The 15,417-nt window shown below is 68.6% G+C and carries 16 protein-coding genes; 8 read left to right on the top strand and 8 right to left on the bottom strand.

What is annotated here, in order from left to right:
- Positions 1-616 (bottom strand): tetrahydrofolate dehydrogenase/cyclohydrolase catalytic domain-containing protein (locus V7D63_RS11275; RefSeq protein ID WP_333592375.1); only part of this gene is annotated, 616 nt, incomplete at its 3' end.
- A 30-nt stretch (positions 617-646) separates the two neighbouring features.
- Between V7D63_RS11275 and V7D63_RS11270 the strand changes: the two genes are divergently transcribed.
- Together V7D63_RS11270 and V7D63_RS11265 are read left to right on the top strand one after the other, a co-directional pair.
- A complete protein-coding gene (locus tag V7D63_RS11270) occupies positions 647-2,554 on the top strand; it encodes a PPC domain-containing protein (RefSeq protein WP_333592374.1) in 1,908 nt (635 codons plus the stop codon).
- 7 nt (positions 2,555-2,561) lie between these two features.
- Positions 2,562-3,536 carry a class I SAM-dependent methyltransferase gene (locus V7D63_RS11265; RefSeq protein ID WP_333592373.1) on the top strand — a complete coding sequence of 325 codons (975 nt, stop codon included), beginning with the start codon at positions 2,562-2,564 and terminating at the stop codon, positions 3,534-3,536.
- 4 nt (positions 3,537-3,540) lie between these two features.
- Here V7D63_RS11265 and hutH read toward each other — a convergent pair whose 3' ends face one another.
- The 3 genes from hutH to hutU form a co-directional block, all read right to left on the bottom strand.
- The gene (gene hutH / locus V7D63_RS11260) at positions 3,541-5,070 is read right to left on the bottom strand and encodes a histidine ammonia-lyase (RefSeq protein ID WP_333592372.1); all 1,530 of its coding nucleotides are present in this window, start codon (positions 5,068-5,070) and stop codon (positions 3,541-3,543) included.
- Complete coding sequence (locus V7D63_RS11255) at positions 5,067-5,504, bottom strand: endonuclease domain-containing protein (RefSeq protein WP_333592371.1); 438 nt, start codon at positions 5,502-5,504, stop codon at positions 5,067-5,069. The genes hutH and V7D63_RS11255 overlap by 4 nt, the downstream gene beginning before the upstream one ends.
- A gap of 77 nt (positions 5,505-5,581) precedes the next feature.
- Positions 5,582-7,246 carry a urocanate hydratase gene (gene hutU / locus V7D63_RS11250; RefSeq protein WP_333592370.1) on the bottom strand — a complete coding sequence of 555 codons (1,665 nt, stop codon included), beginning with the start codon at positions 7,244-7,246 and terminating at the stop codon, positions 5,582-5,584.
- 85 nt (positions 7,247-7,331) lie between these two features.
- On the opposite strand from hutU, the gene hutC reads away from it, so the two are divergent.
- From hutC to V7D63_RS11230, 4 genes are read left to right on the top strand one after another with little or no spacing between them, the layout of a single operon-like run.
- Positions 7,332-8,033, top strand: a complete 702-nt coding sequence (gene hutC, locus V7D63_RS11245) for a histidine utilization repressor (protein WP_333592369.1) — start codon at positions 7,332-7,334, stop codon at positions 8,031-8,033.
- A gap of 2 nt (positions 8,034-8,035) precedes the next feature.
- The gene (locus tag V7D63_RS11240) at positions 8,036-8,935 is read left to right on the top strand and encodes an arginase family protein (RefSeq protein ID WP_333592368.1); all 900 of its coding nucleotides are present in this window, start codon (positions 8,036-8,038) and stop codon (positions 8,933-8,935) included.
- The gene (gene hutI / locus V7D63_RS11235) at positions 8,935-10,146 is read left to right on the top strand and encodes an imidazolonepropionase (RefSeq protein WP_333592376.1); all 1,212 of its coding nucleotides are present in this window, start codon (positions 8,935-8,937) and stop codon (positions 10,144-10,146) included. The genes V7D63_RS11240 and hutI overlap by 1 nt, the downstream gene beginning before the upstream one ends.
- 53 nt (positions 10,147-10,199) lie before the next feature.
- A complete protein-coding gene (locus tag V7D63_RS11230) occupies positions 10,200-10,379 on the top strand; it encodes a hypothetical protein (protein WP_333592367.1) in 180 nt (59 codons plus the stop codon).
- A gap of 118 nt (positions 10,380-10,497) precedes the next feature.
- Here the strand turns inward: V7D63_RS11230 and V7D63_RS11225 are convergent, their stop codons facing one another.
- The 4 genes from V7D63_RS11225 to V7D63_RS11210 all read right to left on the bottom strand — a co-directional run bounded on the left by V7D63_RS11225 (position 10,498) and on the right by V7D63_RS11210 (position 13,609).
- Positions 10,498-11,274, bottom strand: coding sequence for a hypothetical protein (locus V7D63_RS11225; protein ID WP_333592366.1), 777 nt, complete (start codon positions 11,272-11,274; stop codon positions 10,498-10,500).
- Entirely contained in the window at positions 11,271-11,984 is a 714-nt protein-coding gene (locus V7D63_RS11220) for a hypothetical protein (RefSeq protein WP_333592365.1), read from the bottom strand. The genes V7D63_RS11225 and V7D63_RS11220 overlap by 4 nt, the downstream gene beginning before the upstream one ends.
- Positions 11,981-12,835 carry an ABC transporter ATP-binding protein gene (locus V7D63_RS11215; protein ID WP_333592364.1) on the bottom strand — a complete coding sequence of 285 codons (855 nt, stop codon included), beginning with the start codon at positions 12,833-12,835 and terminating at the stop codon, positions 11,981-11,983. The genes V7D63_RS11220 and V7D63_RS11215 overlap by 4 nt, the downstream gene beginning before the upstream one ends.
- 387 nt (positions 12,836-13,222) lie before the next feature.
- A complete protein-coding gene (locus V7D63_RS11210) occupies positions 13,223-13,609 on the bottom strand; it encodes a putative quinol monooxygenase (RefSeq protein ID WP_333592363.1) in 387 nt (128 codons plus the stop codon).
- A 62-nt stretch (positions 13,610-13,671) separates the two neighbouring features.
- Here V7D63_RS11210 and V7D63_RS11205 point away from each other — a divergent pair, with 62 nt between their 5' ends.
- Positions 13,672-14,070, top strand: coding sequence for a DUF1489 family protein (locus V7D63_RS11205; protein WP_333592362.1), 399 nt, complete (start codon positions 13,672-13,674; stop codon positions 14,068-14,070).
- A gap of 64 nt (positions 14,071-14,134) precedes the next feature.
- Positions 14,135-15,417: MATE family efflux transporter (locus V7D63_RS11200; RefSeq protein ID WP_333592361.1), on the top strand; the 1,283-nt coding region annotated here is incomplete at its 3' end.

Genomic DNA, 15,417 nt, shown 5'->3' with positions numbered 1-15,417 from the left:
CGGCCGTGCGGCACAGGGCGGGCAGGTCGCGGGTGCGCGAATGGGCGATGGTGACGGTGCAGCTTTCGGCCAGAAGAAGCTGGGCCATGGGCTTGCCGACGATGTTCGAGCGCCCCACGACCACCGCGTTCAGGCCCGACAGGTCGCCCAACTGGTCCTTCAGCATCATCAGACAGCCCAGGGGCGTGCACGGGACCAGCCCCGGCAGGCCGACGGCCAGGCGCCCGGCGTTGACGACATGAAACCCGTCCACGTCCTTGTCGGGGTCGATGGCGCCCAGCACCGCGTCGGCGTTGATGTGTTTCGGCAGGGGCAGTTGAACCAGGACGCCGTGGATCTTCGGATCGGCGTTCAACCGGTCGATCAGGGCCAGCAACCCGGCCTGGCCGGTCGCTTCCGGCAGGCGGTGGGTCTCGGAATACATGCCCGCCTCGACCGTCCGTTCGCCCTTGGAGCGGACATAGACCTGGCTGGCGGGATCTTCGCCGACGATGACCACGGCCAGGCCCGGTTGGACCCTGTGCGTCTGGCGCAGGCGCGCCGCCGCGGCCTTGACCCGGTCCACCAGCCCGGCGGCGAAGGCCTTGCCGTCGATCAGGGTCGCGCGTTCGGTCATCGGTGGACGCCTTCGTCAGGAATGGAACGGATGGCGCGCGATTTACAGACGGGCCGGATCGGCGTCTATCATCGTCGGACCATTCCCTGGGGGATTCCGATGCGCCGCCTGACCGTTCTGACCGCCGCCAGCGCGGCCGCCTTGTTGCTGGCCGCTGGATCGGCCATGGCGCAGGAACCGCTGCGTGTCGGTCAGACGGTCGAAGGGACCCTCGGCGACGGCGACGCCCAGTCTAGCGAAGACTATCGCTACGACGACTACCGGATCACGGCCCGCGCCGGGCAGCGGCTGGAGGCCGCGATGCGCGCCGAGGCCTTCGACGCCTATCTGGCGATCTATGCGGATGGCGAAACCGACGGCGAAGCCTTGGCCGAGGACGACGACGGTCTGGGCGAGGGAACCAACGCCCGCCTTCGGTTCACGGCGCCGGAAGCCGGGACCTATGTGCTGCGCGCCCGCACGTTGAGCGGCCTGGACGGCGGCGCCTATGCCCTGAGCCTGGCCGAACGCCCGCCCGCACCCCGCGCGCCCCGGCCGCAGACGATCCGCCTGGGCGCCCAGGTCCAGGGCGAACTCGCCGCCGGAGATCCCGAACAGGATCAGGGCGGCGCCTATGACGCCTATGTGTTCCGCGCCCGCGCCGGAGACCGGTTGGCGATCAGTCTGGCGTCCGAGGCCTTCGACCCCGTGGTCCGCGTCGGCCGCGTCCAGAGGGGCGGCGGGTTCGAGGAATTGGCCATGAACGACGACGCCCCTGGCGGCGGACTGAATTCGCGCCTGATCTTCACCGCGCCGGAAGGCGGAGACTACGTCATCCGCGCCACCGGCCTGGCCGAGGAATCGGCCGGGACCTACACCCTGAAGCTTGAAGAAGGACCGGCGGCCGCGCCGACCGCCGCCATCGCCGTGGGAGACACGGTGCAGGGCGAACTGACGGCCGAGGACGGGGTCAACGACCAGGGCGCCCGCGCCGACGCCTATCGCTTCCAGGCGCGCGCGGGCCAGCGGATCGCGGCGACGATGTCGTCGGAGGCCTTCGACACCTATCTGCAACTGTTCCGCGAGACCGGGGGCGGCCGCGTCTCCATCGCCGAGGATGACGACGGCGCGGGCGAGGGCACCAATTCGCGCCTGGCCGCCACGCTGGATGACGCCGGGACCTATGTGATCGAGGCGCGGGCCTTCGGCGACGGCGTCGGCGCCTACACCCTGACCCTGAACGAGACGGCCCCGCCGCCGCCCGCCACGCCCCTGAGCTTCGGCGAGACGGTCCAGGGCGAGATCGCGGCCGACGATCCCAAGGCCGACGACGGCAAGGGCTATGACGCCTATGGCTTCAGCGGCATGGCCAAACAGAGGGTGCAGATCATCGTCCGCTCGGGCGATTTCGACAGCTTCGTGGAGATCGGCCGCCCCGGCGAGGACTGGGAGGCCCTGGCCAGCGACGACGACGGCCTGGGCGAGGGGCTGGACTCGCGGCTGAACTTCACCCTGCCGGAAGACGGCGACTATGTGATCCGCGCCATGCCGTTGGCGACGGACAGCAAGGGCCTGTACTCGATCCAACTGATCGACCGGGGACCCGAGCCGCTGCCGGGCAGCATACTGGTCGGGGCCACCGCGCGCGGCACGTTGAACGAGACCGACGCCGTCAACGACGAAGGCGCCTATTTCGACGCCTATGAGCTTCAGGCCAAGGGTGGCGAGAAACTGCGTCTGACCATGGTCTCCAACGCCGTGGACGCCCTGGTCGAAGTCGGCCGCGCCCAGGACGACGGCGGGTTCGAGAGCCTGGCCTCGGATGACGACGGTCTGTCGGACACCCATGCGCAACTGGACTGGACGGCGCCGGAGGACGGCGTCTATGTCGTCCGCGCGCGCAGCTATGCGCCGGGCGCGGTCGGCGACTACGCCCTGACGATTGAGAAACAGCCCTGAGGTCCCAGTGAGCAACGACGGCGGTTTGACGGAAGAAGACGTCGTCGAGGGGTATCGGGTCTTCCTGGAACGCGCGCCGGAATCGGCCGAGGTGATCGCCCTGCATCGCGCGGGACATCCCAATCGCGCCTCGTTCCTGCACGCCATGACCCATGCGGCGGAGTTCACCAACCGGGTCGCCGGTCTGGCCGTCCGTCAGGCGCTGCACGGCCAGTTGATCGCGCCGGTCGAGACCATCCAGCACGACGCCCCGCCCGAGACGATGACGCGGTTGCTGGACCGTATCCGTCGGCAATGGACCCATCTGGGCGACACCGAACCGCACTGGTCGGTGCTGACCGCGGACCGGTTCAAGGCGAACCAGATCAACGATCCCGCCAATCTGGCCGAATTCCACGCCTCGGGCGAACGCGAGGCCCGGCTGATCGACCTGTTCGGGGCGCGCACCGGGGTTTCGCACCACGGCGGCGTCTGCATCGAACTGGGCTGTGGCGTCGGCCGGGTGACGCGCCGTCTGGCCGACCGTTTCGACAAGGTGATCGCCCTGGACATCTCGCCGGGCAACCTAGCCCTGTGCCGCGCCTTCATGGACCAGGAAGGCGTCACCAATGTCGAGACGCGCCTGATGCAGGGGCTGGAGGATTTCGACGACCTGCCCGAGGCGGATTTCTTCTTCACCGCCATCACCTTGCAGCACAATCCGCCGCCGGTTCAGAAACTGATCCTGCGCAAGATCTTCCAGCGCCTGAAGCCGAACGGCCTGGCCCTGTTCCAGATCCTGGGCGAGGCCGCCGGCTACAGCTTCGAGGCCGAATCCTATCTGTCGACCCCGCCTCCGGCGATGGAGATGCACGTCCTGCGACGCGCGGCGGCGCTGGCCGAGATGCGCGATCAGGGCCTGTACCCGCTGGACGTCGTCGCCGACGCCCATACGGGCGACATCATCGGTTCGGTGACCATCTACGGCCAGAAGACCGCCTGACGCTTCAGGCCGAGGGCAACAGGTCCTCGGCGAAGGCGCGATAGCGGCCCGCGCGCACGCCGTCGGCCGCGTGCGCGATGTCAGGCGCGAAATAGCGGTCGGATTCATAGGCGGGCGCCGCTTCGCGCACGATGGCCCAGACCCGCTCCAACACGGGCGACGAGGTCAGCGGGCGACGGAACTCCAGCCCCTGCGCGGCGGCCAGCAGTTCGACGCCGACCACGGTCGCGGCGTTTTCGGCCATGTCCAGCAGGCGGCGGGCGCCGTGGGTGGCCATGGAGACGTGGTCTTCCTGATTGGCGCTGGTCGGCACGGTGTCGACGCTGCACGGATGGGCGACCATGCGGTTCTCGGCCACCAGGGCGGCGGCGGTCACCTGGGCGATCATGAAGCCCGAGTTCAGGCCGCTCTCCCTGACCAGGAAGGCGGGCAGATCGGTCATCTTGGGATCGACCAGGATGGAGGTGCGCCGTTCCGAGATATTGCCGATCTCGCACAGGACCATGGCGATCTGATCCGCCGCGAAAGCAACGGGTTCGGCGTGGAAATTGCCGCCGGAAATGACGTCGCCGTCATCGATGAAGACCAGCGGATTGTCGGTCACGGCGTTGGCCTCGCGCTCCAGCGTCGCGGCGGCGTTCCTCAGCACGTCCAGCGCCGCGCCCATGACCTGGGGCTGGCAGCGCAGGGAATAGGGGTCCTGGACCTTGGCGCAGTCGTGGCGATGGCTGTCGCGGATGGCGCTGCCGTTCAGCAGGCCGCGCAAGGCGGCGGCCACGGCGATCTGGCCCGGCTGGCCGCGCAGGGCGTGGATGCGCGGATCGAACGGGGCGTCCGATCCTTTCAGCGCATCGACCGACAGGGCGCCGGCGGCGATCCCGGCGGCGAACACGGCCTCGGCCGCGAACAGACCGGCCAGGGCCAGGGCCGTCGAACACTGGGTGCCGTTCAGCAGGGCCAGGCCTTCCTTGGGACCCAGCACCAGAGGTTTCAGCCCGACCACGGCCATGGCGGTCTCGGCCGACAGGGTCTGACCCCGATGCCGCGCCTCGCCGACGCCGATCAGCACGCCGCTCATATGCGCCAGCGGCGCCAGGTCGCCCGAGGCGCCGACAGAACCCTTGGACGGAATGCACGGCAGGACGTCGGCGTTCACCAGGGCGATCAGCGCCTCCAGCGTCTTACGCCGGATGCCCGAGGCGCCCTTCGACAGGCTGGCGATCTTCAGCACCAGCAACAGGCGGGTGACGGCCGCGTCCAGCAACGGGCCGACGCCGCAGGCGTGGCTGAGCACCAGATTCTTCTGGAGGGTCTCCAGGTCCTCGGGCGCGATCGAGGTGTTGGCCAGCAGGCCGAAGCCGGTGTTGATGCCGTAAACCGTGCGCCCCTCGGCCAGGATGGCGGCCACGGTGGCCGCGCCCTTGTCCACGGCGGCCCAGGCGGCGTCCGTCAGGCTTACCGTGACCGGCCCGTCCGTGACAGCGCGCAGTTGGGCGAGGGTAAGGGGCGATTGGCCGATGATGATCTGGGTCATGGTGTCTCCTGTCCTTCTCCCCTCGGGGGAGAAGGTGGGCCGCGGAGCGGCTCGGATGAGGGGGCTGGTTCCCCGGATTCGATTGCTGGAATGATGCCCGCCGCATGGCGGATGGCGTTCAGCACGACGGATGGATTGGTCACAAATGCGGTGTTGCGGAACCTCAACACTGTGAAGCCTGCATGGCGCAGCCGGTTATCGCGAGCCGCATCGTCGTCTTCGGTCAGGTCATGGACGCCACCGTCCAGTTCGATCACCAGCTTCAGCTCGGCGCAGAGGAAATCAACGACGGAACCGGCGACCGGGGCTTGTCGACGGAACTTCAACCCTTCGAGCTGGCGCCCGCGCAGCATCGCCCACAGCAAGACCTCCGGCCCGGTTTGATCCGAGCGAAGCCTTTTGGCGCGCCGCGTCTCTCTGTCGGACTGGTGCACGGTCTAGCAGCCCCCTCATCCGTCTCGCTTCGCGCGCCACCTTCTCCCCCAAGGGGAGAAGGAAAGAACCTGCGCCGTCATCCCAGGCTCGGCAGGTTCAGGCCGTTGGCGCGCGCGGCGTCCTTGGCGATGTCGTATCCCGCGTCGGCGTGGCGCATGACGCCGGTGGCCGGGTCGTTCCACAGGACGCGCTCCAGCCGCTTGGCCGCTTCGGGCGTGCCGTCGGCGACGATGACCACGCCCGAGTGCTGGGAATAGCCCATGCCGACCCCGCCGCCGTGATGCAACGACACCCAGCTCGCGCCCGAGGCCGTGTTCAAAAGGGCGTTCAGCAGCGGCCAGTCGGACACGGCGTCCGAGCCGTCCATCATGGCCTCGGTCTCGCGGTTCGGGCTGGCGACCGAGCCGGAGTCCAGATGGTCGCGGCCGATGACGATGGGACCGGACAGTTCGCCGGACGCCACCATGTCGTTGAACATCAGCCCCGCGCGGTGCCGGTCGCCCAGACCGATCCAGCAGATGCGGGCGGGCAGGCCCTGGAAGGCGATCCGTTCGCCCGCCATGTCCAGCCAGCGGTGCAGACCGGCGTTGTCGGGGAAGAGTTTCTTCATCGCCGCGTCGGTCTTCTTGATGTCCTCCGGGTCGCCGGTCAGGGCGGCCCAGCGGAACGGGCCGACGCCGCGACAGAACAGCGGGCGGATGTAGGCGGGCACGAAGCCGGGGAAGTCGAAGGCGTTCGCCACGCCCTTGTCGAAGGCGACTTGGCGGATGTTGTTGCCATAGTCGGTGGTCGGCACGCCCATGGCCTGGAAGGCCAGCATGGCCTGGACGTGATCAACGATTGATTGCGCCGCCGCGTCGCGTACGGCGTCGGGATCGGACTGGCGTTTGTCCTCCCATTCGGCGACGGTCCAGCCCTTGGGCAGATAGCCGTTGACCAGGTCATGGGCGCTGGTCTGGTCGGTCACCAGGTCAGGCCGAACGCCGCGCTTCACCAATTCAGGCAATACATCCGCAGCATTCCCCAACAAACCGACAGATATGGCTTTTCCTTCGGATTTGGCGGTCTCGATCAGGGCCAGGGCCTCGTCCACCGTCTCGGCCATGACGTCGAGGTAGCGGGTGCGCAGGCGGAACTCGATGCGGCTGCGCTGGCACTCCACGGCGATGCAGGAGGCCCCGGCCATGGTCGCGGCCAGCGGTTGCGCCCCGCCCATGCCGCCCAGGCCCGCCGTCAGGATCCATTTGCCCGACCAGTCGCCGCCGTAATGCTGGCGGCCGGCCTCCATGAAGGTCTCATAGGTGCCCTGAACGATGCCCTGGGTGCCGATGTAGATCCACGAGCCGGCCGTCATCTGGCCGTACATCATCAGACCCTTGCGATCGAGTTCGTGGAAATGCTCCCAGGTCGCCCATTTGGGCACCAGGTTGGAGTTGGCGATCAGGACGCGCGGCGCGTCCTCATGGGTGCGGAACACCCCGACCGGCTTGCCCGACTGGACCAGCAGGGTCTGGTCGGCCTCCAGGGCCTCCAGCTCGGCGACGATGCGGTCGAAACTGGCCCAGTCGCGCGCCGCCTTGCCGATGCCGCCATAGACCACCAGGTCCTCGGGCCGCTCGGCCACCTCGGGGTCCAGATTGTTCATCAGCATCCGCAGGGCCGCCTCGGCCGCCCAGGTCTTGGCCGTCTTGTTCGGGCCGCGGGGCGCACGCACGACGCGGCTGTTGGATGGTGCGTTCATCTGATCCTCCCTGCGGCGGTTCATCGCCGACGTGGCGTCCGTCTTATGTCTAGACATTATGCGGTGCAAGAGGCAGGTTCGCCGCATGGAGCGCGAACCCCTGCACCGTCGCATCGCGGGCGACATCGAGCGTCGCATCGCCTCGGGCGAATGGCGGCCGGGTTTCCGCATCCCGATCGAGACCGAGCTGACGGCCGAATACGGCTGCGCCCGGATGACGGTGTCGCGCGCCCTGTCGGATCTGGCGGCGCGCGGCCTGATCGTGCGGCGGCGCAGGGCCGGAACCGTGGTGGCCCATCCGCCGGTCCATTCCTCGGCCCTGGTCTCCATTCCCGACATTCAGGCCGAGATCGAGGGGCGGGGGTCGGCCTATTCGCATCGGCTTCTGGCGCGCGCGGTTCGGTCGGCGCGGGATGGTGATTCGCCCCTGGGCGGCCGGGTGGTCGCGCTGGAGACCCTGCACCTGGCCGACGGACTGCCGTTCGCCCTGGAGCGGCGGCTGATCTCGCTGGACGCCGCGCCCGAGGCCGAGACGGCCGATTTCGAGACCCAGGCGCCGGGCGGCTGGCTGCTGGCGCACACGCCCTGGACCGAGGCGGAGCACCGTATTTCCGCCGTCGCCGCCGACCGCGAGACGGCGGCCGGTCTGGGCCTTGCGCTCGGCGCCGCATGCCTGAAGCTGGAGCGCCGCACCTGGCGCGACGGTCAGGGCGTGACTTGGGCCTCCCAAACCTTCCCCGGCGCGGCCTATGATCTGGTGGCGCGCTTTTCGCCGACGAAAGGATGATCATGAAGGAACCCTCCGAGGCCCTGGGCTGGCGGTCGGTCGGCGATCTGGTCGGGAACCGCCCGGACGCGCCCGTCGCCCTGATCGGCGCGCCCCTGAACGAGCGGTCGCTGACGCCCGGTCGCTGCGACCTGGGACCCAAGGCGTTCCGGGCCGTGCTGCCGCGTTTCTCGACCTATGACGTCGAGACGGGGACGGAGCTGAACGTCCAGGTGCATGACGCGGGCGACGTGTCGTTGAAGGCCGTGACGCCCGCCGACGCCTTCGCGCCGGTGCGTGACGCGGTCGCGGCCCAGGCGGCCCAGACGGCGCGCGCGCTGACCGTGCTGATCGGCGGCAACAACGCCGTCACCCGGCCGGGCGTGCACGGCCTGGGCCTGGAACGGACGGCCCTGTTGACCCTGGACGCCCATTTCGACCTGCGTGACACCGACCAGGGGCTGACCAACGGCAATCCGGTGCAGGCCCTGCTGGACGACGGCATGGACGGCCGCCGCATCAGCCAGGTCGGCCTGGCGCCCTTCGCCAACACGCGCCGGGCGCATGACAAGGCCAAGGCGGCGGGAATCTCGGTGCGGACGGTCGGCGAATGCCGCGAACGCGGCCTGGCCGCCGTCGTGGCCGAGGAGCTGGAGCGGCTGTCGGGCCTGTGCGACGCGATCTATGTCGATTTCGACATCGACGTGATCGACCGCGGACAATGGCCGGCCAGCCCCGGCGCGCGTCCGGGGGGCGTGTCGGTGATCGACTTCTTCGCCGCCACGCGCGTGATCGGCGCCCATCCTGGGGTGAAGGCGGTGGACCTGACCGAATACGATCCGTCGCTGGAGATCGGCGACCTGGGATCGCTGACGGCCGGGCGCTGGTTCTGTGAACTGCTGACGGGGTTTCAAGTTCGATGATCCGCGCCGACCGACTGATCACCGAATGCCGCCTGGCCACCATGGTCGAGTCCGACGAACCCTATGGGGCCGTCGAGGACGGCGCCATCCTGATCCACCACGGCAAGATCATCTGGGCCGGGCCGCGCGGCGAACTGCCCAAGCACAAGGCGGCCGAGACGGATCTGTTGGGCGGCCGTTGGGTCACGCCGGGGCTGATCGACTGCCATACCCATCTGGTGTTCGGCGGCGACCGCTCGGGCGAGTTCGAACAACGCCTGGGCGGCGCGACCTATCAGCAGATCGCCAAGGCCGGCGGCGGCATCGTCTCAACCGTGCGCGCCACGCGTGAGGCCAGTGAGGACGATCTGTTCGACAGCGCCATGACGCGGCTGGAGGGGCTGAAGGCCACCGGCGTCACCACGGTCGAGATCAAGTCCGGCTATGGCCTGGACATGGACGCCGAACTGAAGATGCTGCGGGTCGCCCGCCGCATCGGCAAGGAGGGCGGGGTGCGGGTGCGCACCAGCTATCTGGGCCTGCACGCCCTGCCGCCCGAATATCGCGACGACCGCGACGCCTATGTCGATCTGGCCGTCGGCGACATTCTGGACGCGGCGCACGACCATGATCTGGTCGACGCCGTCGACGCCTATTGCGAACCCATCGCCTTCACCACCGACGAGGTGTCGCGCCTGTTCGAGCGTGCGCGCAGCCTGGGCCTGCCGGTGCGGCTGCACGCCGACCAGTTGTCGGACGGGGGCGGGGCCGCCCTGGCCGCCCGCTACGGCGCCCTGTCGGCCGACCATGTCGAGCACACGACCGAGGCGGGGGTGAAGGCCATGGCCGAGGCGGGCGTGGTCGCCGTGCTTCTGCCCGGCGCCTATCTGATGTTGCGCGAGACCCAGGCGCCGCCCGTGGCCCTGTTCCGCGAGCATGGGGTCAAGATGGCGGTGGCCAGCGACTGCAACCCCGGCACCTCGCCCGTCGCCTCGATGACGGCGGCGATCAACCTGGCCTGCGTCCAGTTCCGCCTGACGCCGGAAGAGGCCCTGGCGGGGGCCACGCGCGAGGCGGCGCGGGCGCTGGGCCTGCGCGGCGACATCGGCCGCATCAAGAAGGGGCTGGAGGCCGACCTGGCCGTCTGGGACATCGATCGCCCGGCCGAGTTGGCCTATTGGCTAGGCAAGCCGATGCTGCACGCCCGCTATCTGGGCGGCGAACGCTCATAGATTGAATTCTAAAACACACCTACCTAAGGTTGCTTTCGTCAGGAGAGCGGCCCTTGGATGCGCGCGTCGATCTGGAAACGGGAACGGCTGGACGGTCGGGCTTCGCGCCGATGAAAGGGGCGAGGGACCGCAAGGAGACGCTGGCCATCCTGGCGCTTTGCCTCCTGACCGCCGCCCAGACGGTCGTCATCGTCCTGCTTTGCATCGATGTGGTTCGTACGGCCGTCGGCTAGGCTCCAGACTCAATTAAAGCTCATTGAAATCAGTGATCCAGCACGTTCCGCTCATCCCCGCGACCCGATGGGCGGCGCGCGGCGTCAAGGCGGGGATGGGCGGTGTTGAGTGCGGAGCCTAGGCTTCGCCTTGTCGCTCGAAACGGGAATAGAACAGCACCAGAAGCAGAACATTCATCACGGCGGCCACCGCCAGGGTCCCCAGGAAGGGAAGGCTGTCGGCGGCGAGCCACAGAGCCTTCATCTGCCAATAGGCCGGCGAGAGCCACGCGAGATAGAGCATGGGCGGAACCGCGAAATAGGCCAGCACGGGAAGCGCCAGGATGCTGTTGGCCACCCGCATGACGGCCAGGGCGGCCATCTTGTTCCTGGCGAAGGTCGCCATGGCCAGGGCGACAACCGGGGCGCTGACGGCGTTGACGGCCGCGATCAGCGCGACGGTCGTAATCGGCAACGGCGCCAGCCCCGCGACCGGATAGGCGACGATGGTCACGCCGACAGACAAGGCCAGAGGCGTGAACAGCCTGGCCGCGACATAGCGGGCGAAGGAGACCGGCATGACCCGCAACGCCATCAAGGTGCGCTCGTCGCGCTCGCCGACGATCAATAGCCCATAGACCGCGCCGACCAGGCCTGGCGCGATCGCCGTCAGCAGGCTCATCAACAACACTGGCGCGGCGCGCGCCGCCGACGCGCCCCCGTCCTGGCCCAGATAGGCGACGAGGGTCGCCTGAAGGGTCTCGACGTCGGGGACGGCGAACCGGAAAATCAGCGCGACCGCCAGGGGCGCGGCGATGATCCCCGCCATCAGAGGGTCTCGGGTCACCCGTCGAAGATCGGCTGCGACCAGGGTCGCGACCAGGCCCCGGCGCCGGATGGGATCCGTCGTGGTCATGACGCGTCCCCGATCCGGGCCTGCATACGCCGGACGGCCAGATAGGCCAGGCCGCCGGCCGCCAGAATCCAGGCCGCCAACGACGCGCCGGCTCCCGCCAGTCCGTGCGAGGCGTCCAGATCGAAGGCCGTCTCGATCAACGCCAGGGCGCCCGCGGTCGGGTGCCAGACGAGCCATTGCGGGGCGATCCCGAGCAGCACGCCATAGCCGGGCGCGCCCAGCGCCAGGATCGCGCCGATCATGGGCAGAAGGTATGCGTACAGGTCGTCGAAATAGGCGATGACCACGAACCCGAACAGGGCCGACAGGCTCGCCGCCCCGGCCAGGCCCGCGGTCAGGGCCAGCGGTGAAAGGGCGCCGTCATAGACCGCCAGGACAAGGACGAGCGTTTGCGCCAGTGCGATCAGGCTCACCGTCACGACGCGCGCCGCCATATAGGCGGGCGTCGACACAGGACTCACGCACAGCACGGCGAATGCGCCTTCGCCGCGCTCGAGCAACACCATCAGCCCCACGAGCATCAGCGGCGACAGGACCACGTCGAACAGAATGATCGCGGCGATGAACGCCTCATAGCCGGCGAAGTCCAGGCGCGAGGCCTGCAGGGCCACCAGAAGCATCAGGCCGAACACCGCCAGGCTCACCCAGACATAGCCCGAGCGATAGAGGGTTCGCATATCGTTGCCGACAAGCTGGGCGAAGGCGCTCATGCTAGCCGCTCCCCGGTCACGCGCATGAAGACGTCTTCGAGGCTGGGTTCCAGCGAGTGGATCGACTCGATCCTTTTTTCCGCGATCAGTTTCTGAAACAGAGGATTCGCGGCCAGGCCTTCGAGCGAGAAGCGGTCGCTGCGTAGCGCTCCGGCGACGCCGGAGCGGATCTCGACCAGCCGGCTGCTGTGCTCCAGGCGCAAGGCCGACGGCGCGCCGACCCGCGCAAGGCGGCCATTCACCAGGAAGCCGACCGTGTCGCACAGTTCGTCGGCGACGTGCATATCGTGGGTCGTCAGGAAGACCGTGGTTCCCCTGTCGCGCTCGCGTCGGATGAGGTCGCGAACGATCCGCGCATTGCCCGGGTCCAGGCCCGACGTCGGCTCGTCGAGAAAGAGCAGGGTCGGCCGGTTGATCAGCGACCGGGCGAGGTTCAGCCGGGTTTGCATGCCCTTGGAGAATTGCTCGACGCGCTTGTCGGCGTCTGCGCGCAACCCCACCCATTCGAGGACCTCCTCTGGCGCAAGCGTAGGCGTGCGAAAGAAGGAGGCGAAGAAGCGAAGATTCTCGATCGCGGTCAGCTTGCGATAGTTGCCCGGAAGTTCGAAACAGACGCCGACCCGTTCGAAATAGTCTGGTCCCCAGGACTTCACGGGCCGCCCCATGACGCGCAGGTCGCCGCGATAGCCCCGCAGCAGACGGATCAGGATCTTTTGCGTCGTGCTCTTCCCGGCGCCGCTCGGCCCGAGGAAGCCGAAGATCTCGCCTTCCGCGACGGAAAAGGTGAGCGCGGCGACAGATGGAGGCCGCCCGCCATAGGCGAACGTCAGTTCATTGGCCTCGATCATCATGTCCTGTTTCTCCCGACCACGGACCAAGGTGTCGGGATCATGGAGTCCGGTTCAATTCCCGGCGTTGAATATGGCCGGGTCGATGCCCGGGACCGGTCGTGCGTGTTGTGGCTCGGCGTCGGCGACACCAACATCTTTCCGGCGCCCTCATCGCCGCCGCGACTGGGTGGGCTAAATGGGTCGCTTATCCAGGGTCCAGACTCACCAAGGTCCGATAGAGTCATGGCGCCCGCAGGCTTCGCCCATCCTCGATCCCCTGCGTCCGCATCGGGCGCAGACCCGTGCTAGGGGGCGACCGACGCCGCTCAGCGGGGGACGTCGAATCTAGACTCGATAGACTCGATAGACGCGCTTTTTTCCGGGTCTAGACTCTCGGCGGCAGGAGGGTCAGCGGCGACTCAGGCCGGTTCCGCCCAGGGGCCGGGTCTCGTTGCGGTTGTCGAAATCGGCGATCAGGGGGCGTCCGCGCGCGATGGCCGCCTGGACCGACGGCAGTGACAGGGAGGCGCGATGACTGTCGGCGTTGTCCCAGACCTCGGTGATCCACAGGGCGTCGGCGTCCTGCATGTCTTCGGCGATGACGTAGGACAGGCAGCCGGGCATGTCGCCGGTGCCCTCCAGCAGGATGGCGGCCAGTTCGGCGCGTTTGCCGGGCGCCGCCTTCATGCGGCCGATCAGTCCGTACATGGGCGTCTCTCCAAAAGCGGGCAGGGCGGTCGCGGTCACGGCCAGGCCGAAACCGGCGTGAAGGGTCTGGCGGCGGGTGGCGGTCATGTCCCCAGCCTAGTCCGACCGCCGCCCTGACGTCGCCGGGATTCTGATGCTATGGGCGGGCGATGGGTCTTCACATGATCAAGCTGTGCGTCGGCGTCTCGGACGTCGACTGGCTGGAGCGGCGCGCCCGGTCGGGCCAGCCCCTGATCGTGCACACGCGGATGACGCCCAAGCGCGCGGCCGAGATCGAGGACGGCGGCTCTCTGTATTGGGTCATCAAGGGGACCGTGGCCTGCCGCCAGCCGATCCTGGACATCACGACGCTGGGCGAGGGCAAGACCAGCCGTTGCGAGATCACCCTGGAGCCGCGCGTCATCCGCACCGCGCCGATGGCTCGGCGCCCGTTCCAGGGCTGGCGCTATCTGGAAGCCAAGGACGCGCCCGTCGACCTGAGCGTCGCCGACGCCGGGGACGTGCCGCCGGAATTGGTGGAGCAGTTGCGCGAACTGGGCGCCTGGTAGGCGAAAGCCCCCAATCCGATTGGGAGTTGACCGGGGTTTCCCGGCATGGCCTTTGCCGCCTCCCATGTTTTCCCTCAGCCCTTCGTCCCGCACCGCCCTGAAAGACCTTTTGGCCCTGGCCTGGCCGGTGGTGTTGGCGCGTCTGGGCATCATGACCATGGGGCTGACCGACGCCATTGTCGTGGGCAACCATTCCGGCGAACAGTTGGCCTTCCACGCCCTGGCCTGGGCGCCGACCTCCATCGTCCTGACCACGGCTGTCGGCCTGATGATGGGGGTGCAGGTGATGACCGCCCGGATGCTGGGCGAGGGACGGCGCCATGAGGTCGGCGCCGTGCTGCGCCGGGGCACGGCCTATGCGCTGCAGATCGGCGTCATTTCCATGATCGCCCTGATCGCGCTGGGTCCCTGGCTGATGCGCCACGCGGGCCTGGCCGACGGCCTGGGCGAGGGGGCGGCGCCCGCCCTGATCATCTTCGCCCTGTCGATGCCCGCCTATCTGGTCAGCGTGGCGGCTCAGTTCTTCCTGGAGGCCCTGGGCAGGCCCAAGCCCGGCATGTGGGCCATGTGGATCGCCAACGGCGTCAATCTGCTGCTGAATCTGGTGCTGGTGCCGGACCTGCTGGGCATCGGCCAGTCGGGCGCCGCGGCCTCGGCCTGGGCGACGTTCGGCGCGCGGACGGCGCTGGCGGTGTTTCTGGTCATCTACATCCTGCGCCTGCCCGAGGCGCGGGCGCTGGGCGTCTTCGCCAAGCCGCAGCGCGACCTGACGGCCGAGCGCGAGCAGCGCAAGGTCGGCTATGGCGCCGGGTCCAGCTATTTCATCGAGGTCGGGGCCTTCGCGGCCATGACCTTCATCGCCGGTCAGTTGGGCGCGGTGGAGACCACGGCCTGGACCATCGCCCTGAACGTTTCGGCCATCGTCTTCATGGTGCCCATGGGGTTGTCGGCGGCGACGGCCGTGCTGGTCGGCCGGGCCTATGGCGCCAAGGACGGCGACGGCGTGATGCGCGCGGGTCTGGTCGGCATCGGCGTGGTGACGGCCCTCAGCCTGGTCATCGCCCTGATCATCTGGCCGACGGCGGACATCCTGGCCTCGGCCTACAACCGCGATCCGGTGCTGCTGGCGGTGGCGGCCCCGGCCCTGGCTCTGACCGCCCTGTTCTTTGTGGCCGACGCCATCCAGGTGGTCGCCGCCTCGGCCAACCGCGCGGCGGGCGACGTCTGGTGGCCCACCATCATGCATTTCGTCAGCTATGCCGCGATCATGATGCCGCTGGGCTGGTGGCTGGCGCATGCGATCGGCGTCAACGGCCTGGTCTGGGCGGTGATCATCGCCAGCCTGGT

The sequence above is a fragment of the Brevundimonas sp. genome (assembly GCF_036732845.1).
Classification (GTDB): Bacteria; Pseudomonadota; Alphaproteobacteria; order Caulobacterales; family Caulobacteraceae; genus Brevundimonas.
Note: the sequence above shows the minus strand (reverse complement) of the source record. Positions and strands in the feature narration are given on the sequence as shown.